This window comes from Devosia epidermidihirudinis (assembly GCF_000971295.1).
GTDB classification, from domain to species: domain Bacteria; phylum Pseudomonadota; class Alphaproteobacteria; order Rhizobiales; family Devosiaceae; genus Devosia; species Devosia epidermidihirudinis.
Genome location: NZ_LANJ01000019.1, coordinates 57,658 through 81,364, shown reverse-complemented (window position 1 = coordinate 81,364; position 23,707 = coordinate 57,658). Strand labels below are relative to the sequence as shown.

The window sequence follows — 23,707 nt, the reverse complement described above, 5'->3', positions numbered from 1 at the left end:
TATTCGGCGGGCCTGTCTTTTTTGTTCCCCTGGCCTCAGGCGGCGCGCAGCACCTTTTCGATTGCTACGCAGAGCAGGATCATCAGCGCCCGATGTGGCTCCATGATATCGGCCGTAGCGTCCATCAATTGCAGCACAAGCGCCGTGTCTGCGTGGTTATGCGCGGCAATATCGGGCCGCAGAGCCTGCAGGGCCGTAAAGCTCTCGCTGGTGCTGCCGGTGCCCAATTCGCTCGCTGCTCTCAGCAGATTGCGACGGCGTTGCTCTACCATCTCTCCGGCGTGACGAGGCAGGCTGGTGGCGATGCGTGCCAAAAGCTCGGGCAGGCGATAGCCTGAGAGCTTTTCTTCGCGCCGCCAGTTTCGCGAGAACCGCGCCTCGATCCCCAACACTTTCGAGATCGCCAGCAGGACCACTTTGCTGCGGGGTTCGCCCGCCATGCTCAGCTCGTCTGTTGCCTGCTCTCGATAGACCAGCAGCAGATTGCCCAGGCTTTCGCGGTCCTGAAACTTGCCAAGCGCTGACGCTGCGGCGAGGCGGCAGTCCACTTCCTTATCGCGCACCAGCAGCAGGCGGATGTCGCGCAGATAGTTGTGGTCGCGGATATCGCCAAGGCTGCGCATGGCGCGCGCGCGCAGCAGGGGATTGGGATCGTCGAGAAAGCGTGCCAGCTTGGGCCCACTTTGCCGTGCCCCGATCTGCCCAAGGGAGTCGAGAGCGGCATATTGCAGCTCGATCAGACCATCATAGTCGAGCATGCTCTCCAGCGCGCGCACCACGGTCGCATTGTGGGGCAGGCGGCCCAGCGCCCGGATAGCCTCATGTCGTACATCAAAGCTTGGATCGGCCAACGAGGCGATCAGCTCTTCCTTGGCCAGCGTGCTGCCAATGCCGCCAAAGCCATAGGCCAGGTCGCGACGCCGCTCTTCAGAGGTGAGGCTGCCGACGCGGTTGATGCCCCAGAACGCGCGGAGCGGATTGCCGGAGTAGAATTGCCCAAGGAAGTCACGGACACCCGTTGCGCCATCTTCAGTCAGCATCGCAAACGACACTGCTGACGCGACAATCAGCAGCGCGCAGATAACGAAGAAGACCTCGTAGCCGCCAAAGTGCGCGGTGCCGATGACGAGGCCATTGGCCTCCAGCTGCTGCAGCAGAACGCCAGCGAGGAAGGTCAGCCCGCCGCCAAAGATGCCGTCGCTGCTATAGGCCAGAGCCATGTAGCTCTCGCGGCGCTCAGGTGGGACGTAGTTGAGCATATAGATATTGCCTGCCGCCATGCTCCCCTGCAGCAGCATGCCGATGGCGAAGAAGGTCGCGCCCACGGCCAGCTCCAGGCCCGGCATATCCTTGTGGGCGAAGGGCAGGGCGAGCATCAGCAGCACCTGAAGGCTCTGCAGCGTCACGCGGATGGCGCGTGTGCCGTAGCGGTCAACGAACCAGCCCGCGGCCATGCTGCCGGCTGCGCCGCCGACGGGGATCAGCGCCGACATCAGCACCAGCTGACCGCTGGAAATACCCAGCCGTTCGCGGAAGAACAGCAGCAGGAAAATGTTCAGTGCCGAGAACACCAGATATTGGGTGCCCGACGAAAACAGGAACGCCCGGAAGTTGCCATCGCGGATCGGATCGGACAGCGCGCGGATGGAGTCGAGGCCCTTGCGGGCGTCCGGCCGGGGCCTGCCGCCGCCGAGACCATAGAGGCTCAGCGCTCCCAAAATGCCTATGACAATACCGACAACGAAGACCGGGAAGAACCGTTCGATCCCCTGGTGCCCATCCAGCCAGAGCTGGATCAGGAAGGAGACGATGAGTGCCACCGGGAGGTAGGCCAAGGCGAGACGGCCCGTGATCTGGCCGCGAATGAGCTTGGGCATGAATTCCTGCGACCACGGCACCGCTGCCGCTTCCGACAGCGTTCGGCAGAGCCCATAGGCGGCCATGGCCGCGAACAGCAGTGCGAAAACCGTGTCCGGCGAGTTGGCGAACATCGGCGCCAAAAGGAACAGCAGAACAAAGAGATAGCGGGCAATCAGGGCGGAAGCAGCAACGTTGCGCGCGCCAAACCGCATGATCAGCGGTAGGAAGGCAACGCCAAGCACCTGAAAGAACGGCAGAATGCCGCCGATCAGGCCGATGCGATCCTTGTCGACGCCGAGCTCCGCCGCAAACAGCACCAGTGGCGCCCCGACCGTGCACATCACCGCGGTCGCGGTCAGGACGGAGTAGCCATAGAGGAATGGAATGCGCTTGAGCTTGTCGTAGTCGCTGAGTTCAGCGCTGGCCATGGTTCTGTCCGGAATGTTGCGGCCCCGCAGGGCCTTTGCAATCAAAGTGTAAGGCGGAAGCCTTTGATAATGTGCTGAGAATTCTCGAGCTGCCAGCAGACGGCGAGGTACTCGCCCCCGCCCAATGGCAGCAGGGAAGGTTGGCCGAATTTGAGGCTGCCGAACTGCTGGGCGATGTCGGCGCTGTTGCTGGCCATGGCATTATTGGAGAACAGATCGAGTGTTTCCTGCACGGCGATGCCGGTTTCGCCCAGCGCGATGCGCCTGACCACGAGACCCACAGGCTGTTCGCGATGGGCGTGAATGGTTAGCAGACTGTTAGCATCGAGCGGCACGAGGTTGGATGCCTGCCCGTGAATGCCGGTGTCGATCGCTGTGCCGAAGGAGGCCCCGCCATTATCGGACAGGACGAGGTGATTGTTGAGGTTGGTGCCCGTGGCGTTGTCATAGGCCCAGAACAGGACCGCGACCTTGCCTGGCGCATACTCGCAAAGTCGGCTTTCCCAGGCAGAGACATTGCCGGCGGGGGAGGCGAAGAACTCGGAGAGCTTGTACCAGCTCTGGCCATTATCATCGCTGGCGATGATCCAACCGGTATGCCCATCCGCGCCGAGGTGAAACGGTGGCGCAGCGCCGATAATACGGCCGGAGGCAAGCTGGATGCAGGGGCCAGAGAGCTCGAGGCCCCGGCCATCGACTTCGAAGCGCTCCGGCACGGTCCAGCTCAGCCCGCCATCGGTCGAACGCGCGTGTTTGTTGTGCAGTGGCAGGACTTCGAGCGTCTCGGGATCGACGATGGGGGTAAGCGCGTCGGGCCGCACAAAGACATAGCCGGTGGCGAGGATGGTGCCATCGGCCAGCAGCAGCGGCTTGAAGGTTTCTGACTCCAGAGCCGCGCCTGTCGCGTCATGCAGCGGCGTTGCAGCCGACCAGGTTTTTCCGTTGTCGGTGCTGCGGCTGACATGGGCGCGGGTGTCGGCGGCGTCGAAGGCCTGGCCGATGGAAAACATGGCGATCAGCTCGCCATTGTCCAGACGAACGAGGCCCGGAAACATCGCCTGCCGGCTGACCAGCAGTGGGGCAGGGTTGGCGTAGATAGTAACAGTGTCGAGCAGACGCATAGTGTCCTCAGGCAAAGGGATTGGACCAGTGTCGAAATTGTCCGGGCGTGCGGCCCCGACTTTTCAGGAAAGCGGAATTGAGTGTTTCGGCGTGGCCATAGCCGACAAGCCGCGCGACTTCCCTGACGGTATAGCCGGTGGTGGCCAACAGCTCCTCGGCGCGCTTGAGGCGCAGCTCACGCAGATAGGTTCCGGCTGAAGTCTGATGCACATTGCGGTGCATCGAGCGCAGGGCGCTTTCATGGACGCCGATCAGGGCCGCCACATCGCTGAGCGTTCGCATTTTGCGCAGGGACGTATCGGCCTGTTGCCAGGCCATCGCCAGGCGCTCGTTCTGCGAGGAGGCCACGGGCTGGCTCACCGCTGAAGGCGGGCCGAAACAATCGAGAATGGCAAGCAGCAGGCGCTTGCGCCGCATCGCATTGGCCTCGTCCGGCTTTCGCGCCAGCTCCAGGCTCAGACGCAGCAGGTTTTGAATGTGCAGTTCCTCGCCGGGATTGGGCACCAGAAAACCGGGTCCTGCCGGATGATCGGCGATGAAATGGCAGATCGATGCCGTGGCATAGCTCTTGATCGCGCCACCGGAAAAGGCTGTGCCGGGCAGGATCAGCACGCCGGTTGGCGCTGTCAGGACAAGGCTTTGCTCCAGCCCCTCAAAGTGGAGGCTGACGCTGCCCTCGTGAATCCACAAAAGGTCATGAAACGCCCATTGGGCGGGCCCAATTGGCATGCGTCGATCAAACCGACCGAGGCGGTGTTCCTTCAGTATGATGCTCTCGGGTCCGGGCAGCGGGGTCATGCGGCGACACCAGCAGACTTCGTTGCGCGGGGCCATCGTCCCGATGGCGCGCCAATCGGAATTCCTTGTTTTGCGTCGTACTCATCACAAGACGATGCGTCTGGCTTGGCCTTTGATGGGGTGAGGCCCTTGGAGGCCAGCGCACAGGGAGAGAGACGATGAGCCAATCCATGGCCAAGCCGATGAGCAGCCTGAAGCAGGATTTTGACCGGGACGGCTACATCGCCATCCGCCCGCTGTTCGATGCCGCCAAAATGGCCGAGATCAATCGGGAGTTTGACCGCTACCTGATCGAGGCGTTGCCGAAGATGAAGGAAACCGAGGCCTTCTACGAAGACAAGGCGGACCGAACCTCGCTCAAGCAGATGCAGAACATGCAGGCCTATGACGAGTATTTCCGCGTGCTGCTGGAGGCCGCCGAAATCCACGATCTGGCCGAAATGGCGCTGGGTGAGCCAGTGCGCGCGGTCAACCTGGAATACTTCAACAAGCCCGCCGGGATCGGCAAGCCCACCCCGCCACATCAGGACGGCTACTATTTCCACTTCAACCCGCCCGCCGCCGTGACGGGCTGGCTGGCACTGGAGCCAGTCGATGAGGAAAACGGCTGCATCCACTACGTGACCGGTTCGCACCTGGCCGAGGGGTATCGCCCGCATGGGCGCTCGGAAATCCTTGGTTTTTCGCAGGGGATCACCGATTTTGGCACGGCGCAGGACAAGGCCAATACGGCGGCGTTTCCGGGCGATGCCGGCACCTTGCTGATGCACCACTCTAAGACGGTGCATTGGGCGGGCGCCAACCAGTCCAGAACGCGGGCGCGGCGAGCGTTGGGCTTTGTTTATTTCGGAGTCAGCGCCAAGGTCGATGAGGTGGCCAAGGCCGCCTATCAGGCCAAGCTGCAGGCGGATTTGCGGGCGGCCAACAAGATCTGACGGGCACGTGGCGCGACGGCATGCCGGTGCATGTCGTCGTGCCCTTCGCTCTACGTCGCGTCTCCCCCCGCGCTCCGTCATTATGGCCTCCCGTCACCTCAATCGAGGGCGATGCTTTTATTGTTGAGCTTGGAATAGGGCAGCCGCTTGAGATTGCTGGTGCACAGGCCCGGGCTGTCGACATAAAAGCTCGCCCGCGCGATCGGGTCATAGGCATCGCGGTGGGACACGGCGGCCTTGACCACGATGTAGCTGGCCTCGGCGGGTTTCATCCCCTGCGAATGCAGCTGCCCGATATCCATGGGCGGCATTTTTCGGGTCGAGAGCAGGATGATAGCCTGTTCGTTTTCGATCACGGCGCAGGGGCCCATATCGGCATGGGTGCCGACCATCGAGGCCAGGTGCGACTTCGGGTTTTCAAGCTCGAAGTGGCCATCTGTCAGGTTGCGCACAATGCCGCGAAACTGCACCGGCTCGCCGTGATGGCGGTCGGTCTTGGCGCCAATGGCGATATCAATCGTGCCACCGATGCCCGCTGCAACACAGCTTTTGACGGCATCCTCGTCGGCAATCGCCGCCATGACGCCCATGCGGCCAGCTGCCAATAAGGGTCCAAGCACGCCCGTCGCATCGCCGGGTGTGCCGCCGCCGATATTGTCAGCGGCTTCGATCAAAAGGATCGGTCCACGCCCATCGGGCAGGGCATCTGCGCGCCTAAGCGCTGTGGCGAGGTCATCCTCCAGCGGATAGCCCTCCGCCAGGTGGGTTTCCAGCAGGGCGGCGAGATCGCTGAGGTATGTGGAGGCTTTTGCTATGTCGCCCGTGGTGACGCAGGACAGGCTGAAGCCGCAATCGGCAATGTCGGAATAGGCGTAACCCGCCATGACATTGATATTGAGGATGGCGGGATCGCGGGCCTCAATGGCGCGGGCGGCGGCCAGCACGGCCTTCATCGGATTGCTGGCCGAGCCAACGCCGGTTGGCGGCAGCACGTGGCGTGTCGGCAGGTGCACCTGCGCCATGGCGAGGCCATCCATGCTTTGGCCCAGCAGTACTGCGGCGGCGACGGCAGCGTCGCGGGCATCGCTATGCGGGTTTTCGCGATAGGCGCGCAGGGCGGTGCTGTTGTCGACCATGGCGTGGGAGACATTGGCATGCAGATCGAGCACGGCAACAACCGGGATATCGCGACCGGCCTTGCGCAGAGCGGCCCGAATGTCGGCCAGCAATTCACCTTCGACGTCGTCCGAGCTCTGGCTCACCATGGCGCCGTGCAGCACCAGGTAGATGCCGTCGAGCTGGTCCATATGCTGCGCCAGCCCGGCAAAGAAGGCGTCGCGGAACAATGTGACCGCCGCATCAGCAGCCTTGCCACCGGGCATGGCCGCCATCTGGATTGTGGGCAGGATGGTCCAGCCCTGTTCCAGCGCATAGGACAGGAAGCCGTCGCTGGGGGAGGCATTGCCAAGATTGGCCGTGATCGCGTCCTGCCCCCGATGCAGCGCCACGGCCTCGAAATCGGCGACGGTCGTGGTCTGGCTCAGGAAAGTGTGGGTCTCGTGAAAGAGTCCGCCGAAAAGTACAGTCTTGCTCACCGCATTCGCCTTGCTGGAGATATCAGAAGAAGGTCAGCACGCCGTCGATCACGGCATAATTGTCGTCGATTACCGGGATGAACCGCCATTTGTCGAAGGCAGTGCAGGGGTGGGAAATACCCGAAGCCACCATGTCACCGACCTGCCAGTCTGTGTCGGCGCCCAGCCGCACATAGGCATGCTGGTCATTGGTGGCGAAGATTTCGGCTTGCCCCACAGGCAGGAAGCCAACCCCTGGACGATAGAGCTTGAGCGGCACAGGCAGCCCGCCGTCATAGGGAATGTCGCGCTTGCCCATGCTGAGAAAGGCAAGGCCCGGCTCGGGCGTCGATTGCACATAGGCCCAGGCTTCAAGTGCCGGTATCAGGTCGGATTTCCACGAGCGCTTGGGATCGGCCTTCGCCTGGTTCTGCGCGCTTTGATAGCTGCCATGGTCATTGGTGATGTAGCAGCCGCTGCGCAGCAGCACGCGCACTGGCACATTCAGGTCGATGCTTTTGAAGCGCTCGGCAACCAGATCGAAATAGGCGGAGCCGCCGCCGCTGAGCAGGAACTCATCGAGCCCGGCATAGAGCGAGGTGGGCAGGGCGCGGGCAATGTCGACGACGAGGTCGGCAAAGTCGCTCACCAGGGACGGGGTCTTGTCGATGCCCGGCACCACGCCTTCAAAGGCGGCAACGCCGGCAAAGCGGAACTGGCTCTGGTCGGCATTGCCGATGGCTTCAGCCAGTGCGGCGGCTTCGGCCTTGGTGCGCAGTCCGGTGCGGCCACCAGCGGCCCCTACCTCGATCAAAAGGCGGATGGGGCGCAGGAGCGGTACGCCGCCGAGATGGCGCTGCATATTCTGCAACTGGGCAACCGAATCCACGAAGCAATAGAAGCTGAAATCGTCTGCCGCGTTGATCTCGGCATCGATGGTGTGGAGGTGGGTCTTGCCCAGCAGCTGGTTGGCCAGCACGACACGGGGCACGCCATAGTGGCGCATCACCTGCACCTGGTTGACCGTCGCCGCGGTCAACCCCCAGGCGCCGTTGGCCAATTGCTCGGCAAACAGCTGCGGGCTCATCGTCGTCTTGCCGTGGGGTGCGAGGGAGAGGCCGTGTTCCGCCAGGTAGCGGCCAAAAATCTGTGCATTGGCGTCAAGCGCAGAGCGCTTGAGCACCATCAGCGGCAGTGGCAGGTCTTCGTTCAGGACATTCCAGCCTTTTTCGGCAATCTGCTCCAGGGCAAAGGGTTCGGTAGTCCCCGGAATGCCCTTGGTGCGGCCATCGAGAATGGTTTGGCGAATGCTGGAAATGTCCATCGTGAAGTGTCCTAGATCTGCTCGAACGCGGCCATCATGTCGTCGGCATAGGTGGCGAGCGCCACCACGTCGGCACCGACGCTGAGCATGTTGTAGCCCATCGAGACATAGTCCTTGAGGTTGGCCTTGCCGGCGACGGTGGCGGCAATTTTGCCGTGCTTGCGGGCGACTTCGGCCACGCGTTCACGCACTTTGGTAATCTCGGGCGCCTGGATCTGGCCGGGAATGCCCAGCGCCACCGAATAGTCGCCGGGGCCGAAGAACAGGCAATCGACGCCGTCGATTTCGGCGATGGCTTCGATCTGGTCGAGCGCCTCGGGGTCTTCGATCTGGTGGCAGACGAAGCGTTCCTTGTTGGCGGTCTCGAGATAGTCGAGGAAGCCGACGCGGGTGAACTGGGCGTCGTTATTGCCGCCATCGACGGCGCGGCGGCCGAGCGGGGCGAACTTGGTCATATCGCGCACCGCGAGGGCGTCGGCAGCGTTCATCACATGCGGCACGATTAGGCCGGCCGCGTCCATCTCAAGGCTGCGGATATAGTCGCTATAGCTGCCGCGACCGACACGGACGACAGCGTCGACGTCATAGATCTTGGCGGCGCGGATCTGGTTTTCTATCTGCTCGTAATTGGACGAGGTATGTTCCATGCAGAGCCACAGCGCGTCCGGCTGGGACTGCGCGAAAATCTCGGCGACCTTGGTGTCATAGGTATTGAGCTTGAGCACCTTGGCCACGCCACCTGCAGCGATGGTACGCAGCACACGGCTGGGGCGCATGCGATATTTGGTGGCGGGGGTGGCGGAGTAGGCTTGCTTGTCGGTCATGATGATTGTTCCGGAAAAGACTATTTGGCCGTGTAACCGCCATCGATGGGCAGGTTGACGCCGGTGACGTATGCGGAGGCGTCTGACGCCAGAAAGACGATGGCGCCCTTGAGATCGGTGTCATTGGCCATGCGGCCGAGCTGGGTGCGGGCGTTGTAGTTCTTCACGAACTGCTCAGGCTGGCCGTTGAAGAAGCCGCCGGGAGACAGGCAGTTCACCCGCACATTGTCGGCGCCTAAGATACTGGCGGCCCAACGGGTGAAATTGACCATGCCGCCCTTCTCGTAGTGGTAGATCGGGGACGGGTCAGGCGTCATGTCGGTGCCGGCATAGTTGGCCATTTCGACGCCGACCATGCCCATCATCGAGCCGATATTGATCACCGAACCCGAGCGCTGGGCGCGCATGGTCTGGCCGAACAGATGGGTGATCTTGAACAGGGCCGAGGCATTGACGCGCAGGCTCTGGTCGAACGCGTCGAGATCGTGCCCCCAGCCGGAAAGGGCCGAACGGGTGACGGCATTGTTGACCAGCACATCGACGCGACCGGCACGCTCGATGACGGTCTTGTGCAGGGCCTCGATGGAGGCGTCGGACGACAGGTCGAGCGACAGGGCTGTCACGTCGCGACCCAGAGCGCGTTCTTCAGCGGCGACGGCTTCGAGCTTGGTCTGGTCGCGTGCGGCAAGGAAAGTGGTGGCACCGGCTTCGGCCAGGGCAGCCACGATCTGGCGGCCATAAAGACCCGCGCCGCCGGTGACGAGGGCGACCTTGCCCTTGAGGGAAAATGTGTCGAGGACGGCCATGGTCAGTGCTTCTCGTTGAGGTAAATCTTGGCGCCGCCCTGGGCGCGGCTATCGAGGCCGGCAATCACCAGCTGCATCAGCTCGACCGTCTCGCTCCACGGCACAGGCGGCACGCCGGTGCGCAGATAGCCGACATAGGACTCGAGCTGCTTCTTGAACGAATAGTAGTTGTCGAAGAACTTGAGCTGGGCATTGGCACGGGTGCCGGCCAGCGTCATCAGTCCGAACCCGCCATAGAGATCTGAGATCACCGACAGCGTGATTTCGGTGCCGCTGCGATGGCGCAGATGGACGATATTGGTCTTGTCATCGCCAATGTTCTGCACCGAGACAAAGCCGGGTCCGACAATGGGATAAACCGCTTCGAGCGCGTGGATGCCATAGGCTTCCCAGCTCTTGACCATGGTCATGCTGATATGGCGCAGCTCGCCGAATTCGTGCGTGGCGCCGTTGTGGTAGGGCTCGAACTCCTTGCAATAGCGCATGGCCGACGAGCTGATGATGGCCTTGCCCTCGTCAACCCACTTGGAAAAGGTCGCGAGGTCTTCCGCGCTGGTGCAGAGCGGTTTGTCGACGAAGATGGGAATGCCCGCTTCGACAAACGGGCGGCAGCGCTCGACGTGCTCGTGCCCCTTGTCGGTGGCCACCAGCACGGCATCGACATGGCCGATCACGTCTTCGGCGCGCGCTACGACATTGGGGATATTGGCGACGGCAGCGACCGACACGGCGTCGGCGGGGTTATCGGTCCAGACATGGGTGACCTTGGCGCCGGGAATGCCCAGCGTCGAGGCCGGCTGCTTGCCGATATAGTCCTTGATGGCCGGGTAGGGGCATTTTGCCAGCGCATCAGGGTCATAGCTGCCGTTGAAAATGATGCTCCAGGAAAAGGGATGGCCATTGCCCTCCACCATGCCCAGCATGCCCAGCTTCAGCTCTTTGTCGCCCAGGGGGAAACGGCTCATTTCACTCACCACGCGGTCCAGCCGCCATCGACATTGAGAACATGGCCAGTGATGTAACTGGCCGCATCTGACAGCAGGAACGCGACGGGGCCGGCCGTTTCGTGGGCCTCGCCCAACCGGCCAAGCATGGTGGCGCGGCGCAGATTGTTGCTGAATTCGTCGGAGCCAGCGACGGTCGCGGCGTGCGGGTAGGGACCGGGGGCCACCGCATTGACCCGAATGCCGCGCGGACCGAAATGGCCCGCCATATAGCGCACCATCTGGATCATGCCGGCTTTGCCTGCACCATATTCGATGGGGTTGGGGGCCATGCCTTCGGGGTAGTTGGCGGGGTTGGGGGCAACCACGCCATACATCGAGGCATACATGACGATGCTGCCGGGCCCGCTCATCTGGGCGGCCGACTGGCGGGCCAACAGGAACGAGCCGGTCAGGTTGAGGCGATTGGTGCGGTCGAAGTCTTCCGCCGTCAGATCGTCAAAGCGCTTGCCGGTGGAGCCGAAGGTGGCGTTGACGAGGCCGTCATAAACGCCGAAGGCCTTGGTGCAGGCTGCGACGGTTGCGCTGATCGAGGCCTCGTCGCCAATATCAAGCCGTGCGCCATCCGCCTTATCGGCGCCAGCAATGGCGCGGACCGTGGCCAGCGACTGCTCCAAACGCTCCTCATTGATGTCCGCGATGAACACCCTGCCGCCGAGGCGGACGACGGCCTCGCAAACCGGCGTGCCCAGAAAGCCCGCGCCGCCTGCGACTAGGACGGTTTTGCCTGTGAGTTCGAACACTGTTTGCCCCCTTAGGCTGCAATGGTGACGATGGTTTTGTCGGTCCATGACTGCTTGGCGGCAAGAGCCACCTGCAGGTTCTGCCGCGCCTCTTCCAGCGTCGCCAGATGGCATGGCTTGCCTTCGAGCGCGTCGAGCATGGCATTGGCCTGAATGGTGAAGCGCGCCTGATGGGCCTCGGTGGGCACCAGTCCATCCATATAGTCGCGGCTTTCGGCCCAGGCCTTGGCGTCGGTATCGCCGAACTGCAACACGGAGTGCTCCAGCATCAGATTGCCATCGGTGCCGATGAACTCGAATTGCGCGGTATTGCGCTTCTGGAACTGATTGACCGTCACATTGGCCATGGCGCCGCTTTCAAAGTGGATGGTGACCAGGCATGTGTCCTCGGTCTCAGTGCCCTGCAGAACCAGTCGGTCATACATGGCGGCGACCGAGACTGGACGCCCCATCAGCCAGATCAGCAGGTCGAACAGGTGACTGGCCGCATCCAAAATGGCGCCGCCGCCCATTTCGGGGCGCGCATAATAGGTGCGCTGGAAGTCGGGGCGGTATTTGGGGAATTCCTGGCTGGAATTGAGATAGGCCAGACGCAGGTCGCCGATCTTGCCGGCGGCAATCTGCTCGCGCAGCGCCAGCACTTCAGGAGCGACGCGGCGGATATAGCCAACGCGCGCCAGAATGCCGGTTTCGGCAACGGCGGCGAGGGCGGCATCGACGCCATCCATGGTCACCGACAGTGGCTTTTCCACCATGAAGGGCAGGCGCGCCTTGGCGCAGGCCTGCATGATTGGCACGTGCACATGGCCCGGCGCGCAGATGACGGCCAGGTCGAACTGGCTCAGATCCGCCTCTTCAAGCTTGCCGAATCTTTGGTCGATTTCGAACTGCTCGACCGCCTGTCCGCGTCGACCCAGATCGGGCTCGACAATCGAAAGCGTCGCGCGACCTGTCTGCGAATAGCCGATCAGGTGCCGCTTACCGATACCGCCGGTGCCTATGACCAAGACCTTATGCATAAACCCTCCCCCTTCCAAGACGGCCGATGATTGCCGCTTGACACCTTTAAAAGGTATGTTGTTATGTTAATGAGATATCTTAGGGTGTCAACAAGGCACGGGCAGGAGTTTTGGGGAAGAAACGTCTGCTGTCCACGTGTTTATGGGAACTGAATTCTGCTGGCGAGTCGGATTGGTCGGCTTTGCGCAAAATGGCTGTGAAGGAGGGTGATTGAGCATGAGCATTGCGGCGCACACATCGCCACGATTCACAGCCTTTGGAGATGTTGATTCTATTTTTGGTCGACCAAAAAATAGGAATTTGACACCAAATGGTGGACTGTGGTTACAGTCCGGCGCTACTTCGCTGGAGGGTGACATGGCGGCGGTCGACGGTGCTGAAATCGCAAGACTCATTGCAGAAGACGTGCATTCCGGGGTGCTGCAACCGGGAGATATGATCCCATCGGAACGTGATCTATGCGTCCGGTTCAACGTCGGGCGGACCGCTGTGCGGGAAGCGCTGACGACGCTTGAGGCGATGAACCTGATCTCGCAGCAGAAGGGGTTTCGGCCGCGCGTTCTGGCGCCGACCTTGTCGCATGTGATGGCGGGCGCGGCTGAGGCTGTGGGCTATTTCTTTCGCGACGGCGAGGGCATGGCTCATCTTGAGCAAGCGCGGCTGTTTCTGGAAACCAGCATGGTTCGCTATGCCGCCCAGCATGTGACAACGGCGCAGATCGCGCGGTTGATCGCGGCGATCGAGGCTGGCGATGCCGCCATCGACGATGCCACCGCGTTCCGCAATGCCGACGTGTTGTTTCACCGTGTGCTGGCCGAAATTCCTGGCAATCCGATTTTCGTCGCATTGCACGACACGTTTGTTGATCGCCTTATGCGGGGCAGGGCGGCGCCGCCGGATGTGCAGGGGCACAATCGGCGGATCAATGATGAGCACAAGGCCATCACGCAGGCGCTGGTGGCCAAGGATGCCGATGCGGCTGTTGCGGCGCTGACCCGTCACCTGACGCGCAATTACACGGTTTACGTCCACAACGCGCTGACCCCGGTGGGCGGGCGCGCATCGACAACTTCAATGAGCGACTAGGGGAGGAATTCATCGGTTTATTTCCGGCGCCATTGGGGCTGGTCCGGGGTCTGCGCAGCGAGGGGTGCGGATCGCGTTAGACGAAAACAATTGATGCAATTAAGGGGAACGAAAATGAAGAAATTGCTCATGCTCGGCACGGCGCTGCTGCTGTCGACAACTGCAATCGGGAGTGCCTGGGCTCAGGCGATCAACAGCAATCCGCTTTCTGATCCACGCGTGCGTCAGGCTATCGCCTACGCCATCGACATGGACACGATTGTCGAGACGCTGTTTGAGGGAAATGCCATTCGCGCCGTCGGCCTCTTGCCAGACGGACCAAACAAGCCAGACGATCTGGAACGCTACGATTACAATCCAGACAAGGCGCGTGAACTTCTGGCCGAAGCCGGCTGGGATTCGAGCCGCGAGCTGGACGTTGTCTATTACTACGCCGATCAGGGCACCGCTGACCTGATGGCGACCATGCAGGCCTATCTGGCCGACGTGGGTATTTCGATGAACTACCGCATGCTGGAAGGCGATGTCGGTCCACAGATCACAGCACTGCCAGCCGATCCTGTGGCCGGTCCGTCCGGTGTGAAGTGGGATATCCTCTATGGTGCCCGCGCTGCGCTGGCCCTGCAGGAATATTTCAACCAGTTCGGTTACGGCTTGATGCCGACCATTCCAAACGTTCCTGAGATGAACGATCTGGTTGCCCAGGTGAACAGCACGACGGACCCGGAAGTCCAGCGTGAGGGCTATCATCAGATGGAACGCGTCATCAACAAGAACGCCTACATCATCCCGCTCTACTACCAGCAGCTCTACACCTACGAGAGCAACCGTTTGCACCGCAACGGCGCGCCTTATGGCAACGAGCAGTACAACTACAACTGGGATGTGCAGAACTGGACGGTCGATCCGACGGCGGACGGCAAGAATGTCCTCTACACCAACGCTGCCCCAGCGCAGTTCTTTGAAGTGCCATGGCAGAACCTTGGCATCTGGGTGCACAGCAAGTTCGCCTTCGACACCGTTCTTGAAGCTGATGGCAACCTAACGCCAATCGGCGGTGAGCTGGCCGAGAGCTATTCGGTCAGCGAAGACGGCCTCGATGTCAGCTTCACGCTCAAGGACGGCCTGACCTGGCATGACGGCACACCGCTGACGGCCGACGATCTGGCCTGGAGCATCGAAGCTGCGCTGAAGTTCCCGATCACCCATCCGGTGCTGATGGCGACCTTCAAGGCCATCGACGGCTCTGAAGCTTTCCAGACCGGCGCTGCCGATCACGTCTCGGGCGTCTCTGTCGAGGGCAATACGGTCAAGCTCAAGTTCGATCACATCGATCCGAACGTTCTGCTGAGCTTCAGCCAGTTTGCACCACTGCCAAAGGCACAGTTTGCTGGCGTCAATCCGGTTGAACTGCAGCAGTCGGCATACTGGCAGAAGCCAATCGGCTCGGGTCCGTTCATGATCGATGAAGTGCGCATGAATGACTACACCACGCTGGTGCCTTTTGCGGCCTATCATGGTGGTGCACCCAAGATCGAGCAGATCATTGCACGTCCATCGGGCGACAATGACGGCAACCTTCTGGTGAACGCGACCGCTGGCAAGGCCGACTTCGGCTACACCAAGTCGGCTGGCGACGTGCCGGGCCTTGAAGGCCTCAGCTACATGACGGTCAAGCCGATCGATATCCCGTACACCCGCATGATCTGGATCAACCAGTTCCCGCACCCGGCGAAATAATCGCTCGATAATCTGGAGATGCCGCGCCTGCGCGCGCGGCATCTCGTCTGTCGGACCGCGCCAGCGAGGTATTCATGCTGACCTATATTATCAGGCGCGTCCTGATCCTTATTCCCATGGCTTTGGTGATCTGTTTTCTGGTCTATCTCGGACTGGAAATGACGCCGGGTGATGCCGTTTCCTTCATGATCAGTCCAGATGCTCTCAGCAGCATGGACCCCGCCCAGCTCGCAGAGATGCGCGAAGCGCTGGGCCTTGGCCAGCCGTTCATCGTGCGGTTCTGGATTTGGCTGTCTAGCCTGTTGCAGGGCAATTTCGGCTACTCCACCAGCGGCGGCGTGCCCATCGGTCGCATCCTGTCGGACCGTTTGCCGGCGACGCTCGAGCTGTCGGTCGCGGCCCTTGTGCTCTCGACTATTCTGGGTTCGCTGCTTGGCGTCATCAGCGCGCTCAAGCGCGGCAGCAAGACCGATAGCGCGCTCACTGTCGTGGGTATGCTGGGCGTCTCGGTGCCCGAGTTTTTCTTCGGCCTCGTGGCCATCCTGATTTTTGGTCTCAACCTTGGCTGGCTGCCGGTCGGCGGCCGCATGATGCCGGGCTATGTGACGTTCTGGGATCGCCTGCCGCATCTGATCATGCCCGCTTCGGTGCTCTCGATCATGCTGACGGCCGGCGTGATGCGCTATGCGCGCTCCTCCATGCTCGATGCGCTCAGCAAGGATTTCATCAAGACCGCCCGCAGCAAGGGCATTCCGGAGTGGCGGGTCAATCTGCTGCACGGGTTCCGCGTCGCGTTGACCCCGGTGGTCGTGCTGATCGGCTTCCGCCTGCCGGTTCTGCTCGGCGGTTCGGTGATCATCGAGCAGGTGTTCCAGTGGCCCGGCATCGGCAACGAGTTCATCTCGGCGGTGCGTGGCCAGGATTATCCCGTGGTGATGACCATCGCTTTGCTCTCGGTGATGACCGTGCTCGTCGCCAGCCTCATCGTTGACGTGCTGACCGCCGTTATCGATCCACGCGTCCGGCTGGGAGACTGATCAGCATGACCACCAATATCAAACTCGCCAAACGCACCCGCCTCGATAGCCAGTTCGACAAGATCCGCGCCCTTGAAGAGGCCGGTCTTGCCCGCTCCGCTGGCGGCTCGCGCTTCTTCAACAAGTTCAAGAACAACAGGCTCGCGCTGATCGGGCTGATCATCTTCACGATCATCGTGCTGGCGTCGATCTGTGCGCCGCTGCTGACGCCCTATGACCCGCAAAAGATCGACCTGCGGGCGATCCTGCAGGCGCCATCCTGGGAGCATTGGTTCGGTACGGACCGCACCGGGCGCGACCTGTTCGCCCGCGTGCTCTATGGCGGCCGCATCTCGATCCTTGTCGGGCTCGGCAGCGCTATCCTGTCGGCGGCGCTTGGCGTGGTGATCGGGGTTTACACCGGCTATGTCGGCGGTTGGCTCGATGCGCTGGCGATGCGCGTCTCGGAAATCTTCATGGCCTTCCCGCAGATCATTCTGGTGCTGCTGCTGGTGTCGATCCTGGGCCAGTCGCTGCTCAACCTGATCATCATCTTCACCCTCACCGGCTGGGGCGGTATTTATCGTCTGTCGCGTGCCCGCATGCTGAGCCTGCGTGAAGAGGAATATGTGCTGGCCCTGCGCAGCTTCGGGCTCAGCCGCCCGCTGATTGCCTACAAGCACATGCTGCCCAACGCTCTGGGCCCGATCATGGTCAACATTACGCTCAGCACGGCGGCCTTCATCCTGCAGGAAGCCGGGCTGTCGTTCCTCGGGCTTGGCGTGCCGCTGTCGCTGCCGACCTGGGGCAACATCCTCAATGTCGCGCAGGACCTGCGCGTGCTGCAGAACAATTGGTGGATCTGGCTGCCTGTCGGAACGGTGATTTCGCTGTTCGTGCTGAGCGTCAATTTCATCGGCGACGGGTTGCGCGATGCGACCGACCCGACACAGCAAGGATAATGACATGACCGACACGCAAGACGTCGCCATCAGCGTCAGGGATCTCAAGACCTTTTTCTACACCAACAATCGCTGCAACCGGGCGATCAACGGCGTCTCCTTCGATATCAAAAAGGGCAAGACGCTGTGCATCGTCGGGGAAAGCGGCTGCGGCAAGAGCGTGACGGCGGCGACCATCATGCAGCTTTTGCCGCGCCTGTCGCGGATCGAGGAAGGCGAGATCATCTATCACAGCGAGGACGGGGACATTCCCTTGCACGCGCTGGAGCGCAATGGTCGGGACATGCGGCGCATTCGCGGGTCCGAGATCGCCATGATCTTCCAGGACCCGATGACCGCGCTGAACCCGGTCTATTCGGTGGGCTTTCAGATCAAGGAAAGCCTCAAATACCACACCAATCTCGGGCGCAAGAAGGCGCATGAGAAGGCCGTGGACCTGCTGCGCGAGATGGGTATTTCGATGCCCGAAAAGCGCGTCAACGACTTTCCTCATCGGTACTCGGGCGGCATGCGCCAGCGCGCCATGATCGCCATGGCCATGTCCTGCAGCCCCAAAGTGCTGATCGCCGACGAACCGACAACGGCCCTCGACGTGACCATTCAGGCGCAGATCTTTGAGCTGATGGACAAGCTCAAGCGCGAGCATGGCACCGGCATCATGCTGATCACCCACGATATGGGTGTGGTGGCCGAACTCGCTGACGATGTGGCCGTCATGTATATGGGCAATATCGTGGAAGCCGGCACGGTCGACGAAGTGCTGCGCAATCCGGCCCACCCCTATACCAGGGCGCTGCTGGCTTCGGTGCCGGTGCTCGGCAAGGGCAAGAACCAGGACATTCAGGCGATCCGTGGCTCCACGCCCGATCCCTATGATCGACCCAAGGGGTGCCAGTTCGCGGCGCGCTGCGACTTTGCCACCGCCCAGTGCGAGGCCATGCCCGCCGAAACCCACATCACGCCGACCCATCGGGTCATGTGCTGGCGCTATAAGGAGCTCTCGGGCCATGCAGCAGAGTAAGGACAAGGACGTCATCCTGCGGCTACGCGGGGTCAAGGCGCATTTTCCGGTCAAGCAGGGTGTGTTCAAGCGCACCGTCGGCCACGTCAAGGCGGTCGACGGCGTCGATATCGACATCTATCGCGGCGAAGTGCTCGGCCTTGTCGGCGAGAGCGGCTGCGGCAAGACCACATTGGGCAAGGCCATCCTGCAACTGGTGCGTTCCAGCGATGGCGAGATCGTCTATCGCTCACCCGAAGCGGAAGAAACCGATTTGACCAAGCTGGATGATCCCGGCCTTGTGCCGTTCCGCAAGCGGCTGCAGATCGTCTTTCAGGACCCCCATTCCTCGCTCAACCCGGCCTTTACGATCTTTGGTTCGCTCGAAGATCCGCTGAAGAAATACGGGGTCAAATCGCGCGAAGAACGTCGCAAGATCATCGGCGATCTGCTTGAAGCGGTGAACATGCGCCGCGAATATATGGATCGCTATCCGCATGAATTTTCGGGCGGCCAGCGTCAGCGCATCGGCATCGCCCGTGCGCTCAGCATCGAGCCAGAACTGATCGTCTGCGACGAGGCTGTGAGTGCGCTCGACGTGTCGATCCAGGCGCAGGTGTTGCAGCTGTTGATGAAGCTGAAGCGTGAGAAAAACCTCACCTATGTGTTCATCACCCACGATCTCAGTGTCACCGAATATATCTGCGACCGTATCGCGGTGATGTATCTTGGTCGCGTGGTTGAGCTGTGCCGTTCGGAAGATCTCTTCGAGGGCAATCTGCACCCCTATACCGAGGCTCTGCTATCGGCGATCCCGGTGGCCGATCTCGATAAAAAGACCGACCGGATCGTGCTGCAGGGTGACGTTCCCAGCCCCGTCAACCCGCCGTCCGGTTGCCCCTTTCATCCGCGCTGCCCCAAGGCAATCGAGATGTGCAGCAGCGTCGTGCCGCCGCTCAAGCGCTACGAAACCAATGGTCATGAGCATTTTGCCTCCTGCCATCGCATCGATCTTCCCGAGATGGAGCCAGCGCCGCTGGCGATCTCGGCCTGAGCCTATCTGTTCCCGGAGCCAATATGTGTGCCTTCAAGCTGTCTGAAATAACTGGCGTCATCCCGGCGCTGGTGACCCCGTTTGACGAGAATGAAAATCTCGACGAAGCGCGCATGCGCTCGATCGTCGAGTTCCTCATCGGGCGCGGCATCAACGGTCTCTATCTCACCGGCAGCACCGGCGAGGCGTTCATGATGACGCTCGAAGAGCGCAAGCGTGCGCTCGAAGTCGTCGTGGATCAGGTCAAGGGCCGGATTCCGGTGATCGCCCATATCGGCGCGATCAGCACGCGTTTGTCCATCGAGTTGGCGCAGCACGCCGAAAAGGCAGGTGCGGATGCGCTGTCCTCAGTGCCGCCGTTCTATTGGGGTTTCTCGCAGGATCAGGTGATCGGCTACTACACCGACATCACCAATTCCACCAACTTGCCGATGATCGCCTACAACGTGCCGCTGGCAGGTCTGTTCGGCTTCGACATGATCAAGCGCCTGTCCGAGATCAAGGGCGTGGAAGGCATCAAATATACCGCCCCCACGCATTTCGAAATCATGCGCATCAAGGCGGAAATCGGCAAGGATTTCATCATCTATTCGGGTGCCGACGAGATGGCGATGTCGGGCCTGTCGTTCGGTGCCGATGGCATTATCGGCTCGTTCTACAACCTGATCCCCGAGACGTTCCTGGGCATCTATGACGCCGTCAAATCGGGCGACATGGCGCGCGCCAAGGACCTGCAGGAAACGGCCAACGCCATCATCTTCTTCTCGCTCAGCCGCAATCCAATCGCCGCCATCAAGCGCGGCATGGCCTGGCTCGGCGCCGATGCTGGCTACTGCCGCAAGCCGTTCGGCAATTTTTATGACGCAGAGTCCGAAGCCAAGCTCAAGGAAGACTTCCGTGGGCTCAAGCGTGATCGCGGTCTGACCGGCGTGGCGTTCCTCGACGCTCTGTAAGCCTGTCGTTGCCACCGCCGATCCGTCGGCGGTGGCTCCATAATCTGGCGTGAGGGAGGGGACCTGAGCATGCCCATTATCAATCCACTGACGCTGAATGGCGACCGCAGCGTGCGCAATGGCAGCGCGTCTGCACTGGCCGATGCCATCAGGCGCGGCGGCGATCTGCGCGTGCGCACGGCTTTCCGCCACAACGAACATATCGATCCCAGCTCATCGAGCGCCGAGCTGGTTGATGAGGTAGCCGAGTTTCGCCAGACCCTGCTTCTGGACGATCAATGGTCGGCAGGGATCATGACGCTCCGCATGCCGGTGGAAATCCCGACGGGCTTTGGCCCGCGCCCGTCCATGTCGTTTTTCATCTACAATCAGGACGCCCACCAGGCCATCGCTCGTCCGTTTCTGGATGGCCAGCCTGCCAATGGTGCACTGGGACCGTCGCCGCTCGATGATCACAGCGCCATGCCGCGCTATCACCAGGCCGATAGCTGGGACGCGGGCACCAACGCGCCGAGCAGCAACTTCATCTATGACTTCGACAGTTATGGCTTTCTCGTCAATGATCGCTGGCAGGAGGTGTTCGCCCATGACAGCGCCGGACGAGCTGTCTCGGGTGAGCTCTCCGATCTGACGGACGCCTTCAAGCAGGGGCTGCCGGTCAAGCTGGCTATCGCCGGTCTCTGCTCCGATCTGGCGCCGGATGCCCCGCTGGCGCACGAAGTCTTCGTCCATGCCGGGTCCTGCTACTATTACACCGAGCAGAAGCTGTTTCTCACCGGCACCCACCCCGTTGTGCGCGTGCGCCCCGACATGCCCTTGCGCTATACCAGCCAGGGTTGGGACTTTGGCTGGCTGGTTGCCCGTACCGATGGCGAAGTCGAGCGCTGGCTGTGCAATCCCTATACGCTCAAGTTTGAGCGCAGCCGCACCCGACACGCCATCCGCTGGTTCGTCGCGCCCTAGACGCGACTGAGCGCCGTACTGACATCGGCCCGCACCTGATCCACCAGATTGCGGGCCGTGTCGTAGAACAGGGCTTCGCGCTGGGACGTGCTGAGGCCGATTTGGCGGGCACCGCGCTTCATCGCGCGCAGTTGCTCATAGCGGATATAGGTCATCCGGCTGTCGCAGTGGCCCAGGCTCAGGCTGTGGTTTTCGGGCGAGAGGAAGGCCCAGGCATAGCCGAAGGCAATGTATTTGCCCCGCGTCGGGCCGATCATGTCGTCGCCGCCATACATGACGCGGTCAACGCCAACGCCGGTATATAGCGCGTCCAGTGCATCGGCCTCGCACACGGTCGAGGTGTCGTACCAGATATTGGGCAGACCACGCAGACTGGTCGCTGCCTTCTCGATGGCCCAGGCGGAGTAGCTGCGCGCGCAATGGGCCAGGATCCATTTCACATTGGGGTATTTCTCGCTGAGGCGGCGAAGTTCGGAGATGTTGTCGGGGTCGCTGATGGCGAGGCGCTTGGACACGTGCATCATCACCAGCAGCCCCAGCCGGTTCGCCAACGCGATCTGGCGCTCCGGCAGGAAGTCGGTGATCCCGGCTTCGGCGCGGTCGCCATTGGTGGCGTAGAGCAGATAGGGCTTGAGGCCGATCAGGCCATGGCGACGAATGGTGGTTTCGATCTCGGCATCGCTCATGCCCGGATGCACCAGCATCAGGCCAGACGAGGTCGGGGCCTTGGCGGTCTGCTCGGCGATATAGGCGTTGGACGCAGTGAAATCGCAGGGCTGGGGGAAGGGGAATGGAAAGGCCAGTCGGTCCACCTGCCGCCCCGGCATCAGCGCCGCGTCAAAGGCGTCCGCCACTTCCCAGCTGACCTCGGGGAAATAGCGCCCGATGCTCGCATGATAGGGGCCGGTGGCCTTGTCCGGGTCGATATTGAAATCCCAGCGATAGATGTGGGTGTGCACATCGAACACCTTTTGCGGCACAAAGCTGTCGAGCTCTTCGGTCCAGATGCGGGTATCGAGGTCGGTGGGGGCGTAGTGGGTCACGAATGAAATCCTGTCTGGTGGGGACGGATAACCAGGTGTCGTGAACGTCTCATCCGCCTCTCCCCAAAGACCGATGAATTGACGGCTATCATATTACGCTGATAACCATATAAGTTGTCAATCAAGCTCATTCTGGGAGGAAGATTTTGGGTAAGGGGCAAGACCTGTGGCGCAAGGCGCAGACACTCATTCCGGGGGGCAATATGCTGTTGTCCAAGCGCCCGGAAATGTTCCTGCCTGAGCAGTGGCCAGCCTATTTCAGCAAGTCAAAAGGTTGTCGCGTCTGGGACCTCGACGGGGTCGAGCTGATCGACATGACCATTATGGGTGTCGGTGCCAATACGCTGGGCTATGGCAATGCGGCGGTGGATGCCGCGGTGATGCGCACCGTCGCGGACGGCAACATGTCGACGCTCAACGCTCCCGAAGAAGTCGAGCTGGCCGAGCGTCTGATCGAGCTGCACCCCTGGGCCGACATGGCGCGTTTTGCCCGAAGCGGTGGCGAGGCTGACGCCGTCGCCGTGCGTATTGCCCGCGCTGCGTCCGGTCGCGATGGCGTGGCCATTTGCGGCTATCACGGCTGGCACGACTGGTATCTGGCCAGCAATCTGGGCGAAGACGATAGCCTGGCTGGTCACCTGCTCCCCGGCCTCAACCCGCAGGGCGTGCCGCGCTCGCTACGCGGCAGCGTTTATCCCTTTGCCGCGAATGACACGGCGGGCCTTGAGACCCTGATCGCTACCGGCAAGATCGGTGTGATCATGATGGAAGTGTCGCGCAATTTCGAGCCATCGATCCCGTTCCTGCAAAAGGTGCGCGACCTCGCCACGGCCAACGGCATCGTGCTGATCTTCGACGAATGCACCTCCGGGTTCCGTCAGAGCTTTGGCGGTCTGCACAAGCTTTACGGGGTCGATCCCGATATGGCGGTGTTCGGCAAGGCGCTGGGCAATGGCTATGCGGTGACCGCCGTCATCGGGCGGCGGGAGGTCATGCAGGCCGCGCAGAATACCTTTATCAGCAGCACATTCTGGACCGAGCGGATTGGGTCGGTGGCGGCGCTGGCGACACTCAAGGAAATGGAGCGGGAGCAGTCCTGGGAGTTCATCACCCAGACTGGCCGCGCCATCACCGAGCGCTGGAAAACGCTCGCCACAAAGCATGGCCTGACCATCACCACCGCTGGCCTGCCCGCGCTCACCGGCTTTAGTTTTGCCGGGCCCAACGCGCTCGCCTACAAGACGCTGATCACCCAGGAAATGCTAGCCAAGGGCTATCTTGCGGGCAACAGCGTCTATGTCTGCACCCAGCACACCCCCGACATTGTCGACGGCTATTTCGACGCGCTCGACCCGGTCTTTGGCCTCATCGCTGAATGCGAGAATGGTCGCGACGTCATGAGCCTGCTCAAGGGCCCCGTCTGCCACAGCGGCTTCAAACGCCTGAACTAGG

General features: G+C 61.6%; 21 protein-coding genes. 10 read left to right on the top strand and 11 right to left on the bottom strand.

The genetic code is table 11. The features are described from left to right. Window positions 1-35: 35 nt before the first annotated feature. From WH87_RS12125 to WH87_RS12115, 3 genes are read right to left on the bottom strand one after another with little or no spacing between them, the layout of a single operon-like run. Entirely contained in the window at window positions 36-2,288 is a 2,253-nt protein-coding gene (locus WH87_RS12125) for an MFS transporter (RefSeq protein WP_156458210.1), read from the bottom strand. A 41-nt stretch (window positions 2,289-2,329) separates the two neighbouring features. After that, on the bottom strand, window positions 2,330-3,409 hold the full coding sequence (locus WH87_RS12120) for a sialidase family protein (RefSeq protein ID WP_046137508.1): 1,080 nt from the start codon (window positions 3,407-3,409) through the stop codon (window positions 2,330-2,332). Window positions 3,410-3,416: 7 nt separating this feature from the next. Beyond that, window positions 3,417-4,139 (bottom strand): helix-turn-helix transcriptional regulator, encoded by a 723-nt coding sequence (locus WH87_RS12115; protein ID WP_197410799.1) that lies wholly within the window; start codon window positions 4,137-4,139, stop codon window positions 3,417-3,419. 227 nt (window positions 4,140-4,366) lie between these two features. On the opposite strand from WH87_RS12115, the gene WH87_RS12110 reads away from it, so the two are divergent. Further along, window positions 4,367-5,143, top strand: coding sequence for a phytanoyl-CoA dioxygenase family protein (locus WH87_RS12110; RefSeq protein ID WP_197410798.1), 777 nt, complete (start codon window positions 4,367-4,369; stop codon window positions 5,141-5,143). Between the two features lie 98 nt (window positions 5,144-5,241). Here the strand turns inward: WH87_RS12110 and WH87_RS12105 are convergent, their stop codons facing one another. The 7 genes from WH87_RS12105 to WH87_RS12075 are packed head-to-tail and all read right to left on the bottom strand — an operon-like array spanning window position 5,242 to window position 12,437. Then, entirely contained in the window at window positions 5,242-6,738 is a 1,497-nt protein-coding gene (locus WH87_RS12105) for a M81 family metallopeptidase (protein ID WP_046137511.1), read from the bottom strand. A gap of 22 nt (window positions 6,739-6,760) precedes the next feature. Next, window positions 6,761-8,041, bottom strand: a complete 1,281-nt coding sequence (locus tag WH87_RS12100) for an amino acid deaminase (protein ID WP_052726186.1) — start codon at window positions 8,039-8,041, stop codon at window positions 6,761-6,763. Between the two features lie 11 nt (window positions 8,042-8,052). Beyond that, entirely contained in the window at window positions 8,053-8,865 is an 813-nt protein-coding gene (locus WH87_RS12095; RefSeq protein ID WP_046137512.1) for an HpcH/HpaI aldolase family protein, read from the bottom strand. A 20-nt stretch (window positions 8,866-8,885) separates the two neighbouring features. Next, entirely contained in the window at window positions 8,886-9,671 is a 786-nt protein-coding gene (locus WH87_RS12090; protein ID WP_046137513.1) for an SDR family oxidoreductase, read from the bottom strand. Window positions 9,672-9,673: 2 nt separating this feature from the next. Continuing rightward, window positions 9,674-10,636: a Gfo/Idh/MocA family oxidoreductase gene (locus WH87_RS12085; RefSeq protein ID WP_046137514.1), complete on the bottom strand. Its 963-nt coding sequence runs from the start codon at window positions 10,634-10,636 to the stop codon at window positions 9,674-9,676. Between the two features lie 5 nt (window positions 10,637-10,641). Continuing rightward, complete coding sequence (locus tag WH87_RS12080; RefSeq protein ID WP_052726188.1) at window positions 10,642-11,418, bottom strand: SDR family oxidoreductase; 777 nt, start codon at window positions 11,416-11,418, stop codon at window positions 10,642-10,644. Between the two features lie 11 nt (window positions 11,419-11,429). After that, a complete protein-coding gene (locus WH87_RS12075) occupies window positions 11,430-12,437 on the bottom strand; it encodes a Gfo/Idh/MocA family protein (protein ID WP_046137516.1) in 1,008 nt (335 codons plus the stop codon). Window positions 12,438-12,654: 217 nt separating this feature from the next. Between WH87_RS12075 and WH87_RS12070 the strand changes: the two genes are divergently transcribed. The 8 genes from WH87_RS12070 (at window position 12,655) to WH87_RS12035 (ending at window position 21,212) form a co-directional block, all read left to right on the top strand. Further along, window positions 12,655-13,524, top strand: coding sequence for an FCD domain-containing protein (locus WH87_RS12070; RefSeq protein WP_082092664.1), 870 nt, complete (start codon window positions 12,655-12,657; stop codon window positions 13,522-13,524). Between the two features lie 114 nt (window positions 13,525-13,638). Then, on the top strand, window positions 13,639-15,264 hold the full coding sequence (locus WH87_RS12065) for an ABC transporter substrate-binding protein (protein ID WP_046137517.1): 1,626 nt from the start codon (window positions 13,639-13,641) through the stop codon (window positions 15,262-15,264). A gap of 74 nt (window positions 15,265-15,338) precedes the next feature. Next, the gene (locus tag WH87_RS12060; RefSeq protein WP_046137518.1) at window positions 15,339-16,301 is read left to right on the top strand and encodes an ABC transporter permease; all 963 of its coding nucleotides are present in this window, start codon (window positions 15,339-15,341) and stop codon (window positions 16,299-16,301) included. Between the two features lie 5 nt (window positions 16,302-16,306). Then, on the top strand, window positions 16,307-17,242 hold the full coding sequence (locus WH87_RS12055; RefSeq protein WP_046137519.1) for an ABC transporter permease: 936 nt from the start codon (window positions 16,307-16,309) through the stop codon (window positions 17,240-17,242). Between the two features lie 4 nt (window positions 17,243-17,246). Next, window positions 17,247-18,263, top strand: coding sequence for an ABC transporter ATP-binding protein (locus tag WH87_RS12050; RefSeq protein ID WP_046137520.1), 1,017 nt, complete (start codon window positions 17,247-17,249; stop codon window positions 18,261-18,263). After that, window positions 18,250-19,296: an ABC transporter ATP-binding protein gene (locus tag WH87_RS12045; protein ID WP_046137521.1), complete on the top strand. Its 1,047-nt coding sequence runs from the start codon at window positions 18,250-18,252 to the stop codon at window positions 19,294-19,296. The genes WH87_RS12050 and WH87_RS12045 overlap by 14 nt, the downstream gene beginning before the upstream one ends. Window positions 19,297-19,319: 23 nt before the next feature. After that, on the top strand, window positions 19,320-20,249 hold the full coding sequence (locus tag WH87_RS12040; RefSeq protein WP_046137522.1) for a dihydrodipicolinate synthase family protein: 930 nt from the start codon (window positions 19,320-19,322) through the stop codon (window positions 20,247-20,249). A gap of 69 nt (window positions 20,250-20,318) precedes the next feature. Beyond that, complete coding sequence (locus WH87_RS12035; RefSeq protein ID WP_046137523.1) at window positions 20,319-21,212, top strand: hypothetical protein; 894 nt, start codon at window positions 20,319-20,321, stop codon at window positions 21,210-21,212. On the opposite strand, the gene WH87_RS12030 is transcribed toward WH87_RS12035, so the two are convergent. Continuing rightward, window positions 21,209-22,255, bottom strand: coding sequence for an amidohydrolase family protein (locus tag WH87_RS12030; protein ID WP_046137524.1), 1,047 nt, complete (start codon window positions 22,253-22,255; stop codon window positions 21,209-21,211). The genes WH87_RS12035 and WH87_RS12030 overlap by 4 nt on opposite strands. 146 nt (window positions 22,256-22,401) lie before the next feature. Between WH87_RS12030 and WH87_RS12025 the strand changes: the two genes are divergently transcribed. Further along, a complete protein-coding gene (locus WH87_RS12025) occupies window positions 22,402-23,706 on the top strand; it encodes an aminotransferase class III-fold pyridoxal phosphate-dependent enzyme (RefSeq protein WP_052726190.1) in 1,305 nt (434 codons plus the stop codon). Window position 23,707: the final 1 nt, after the last annotated feature.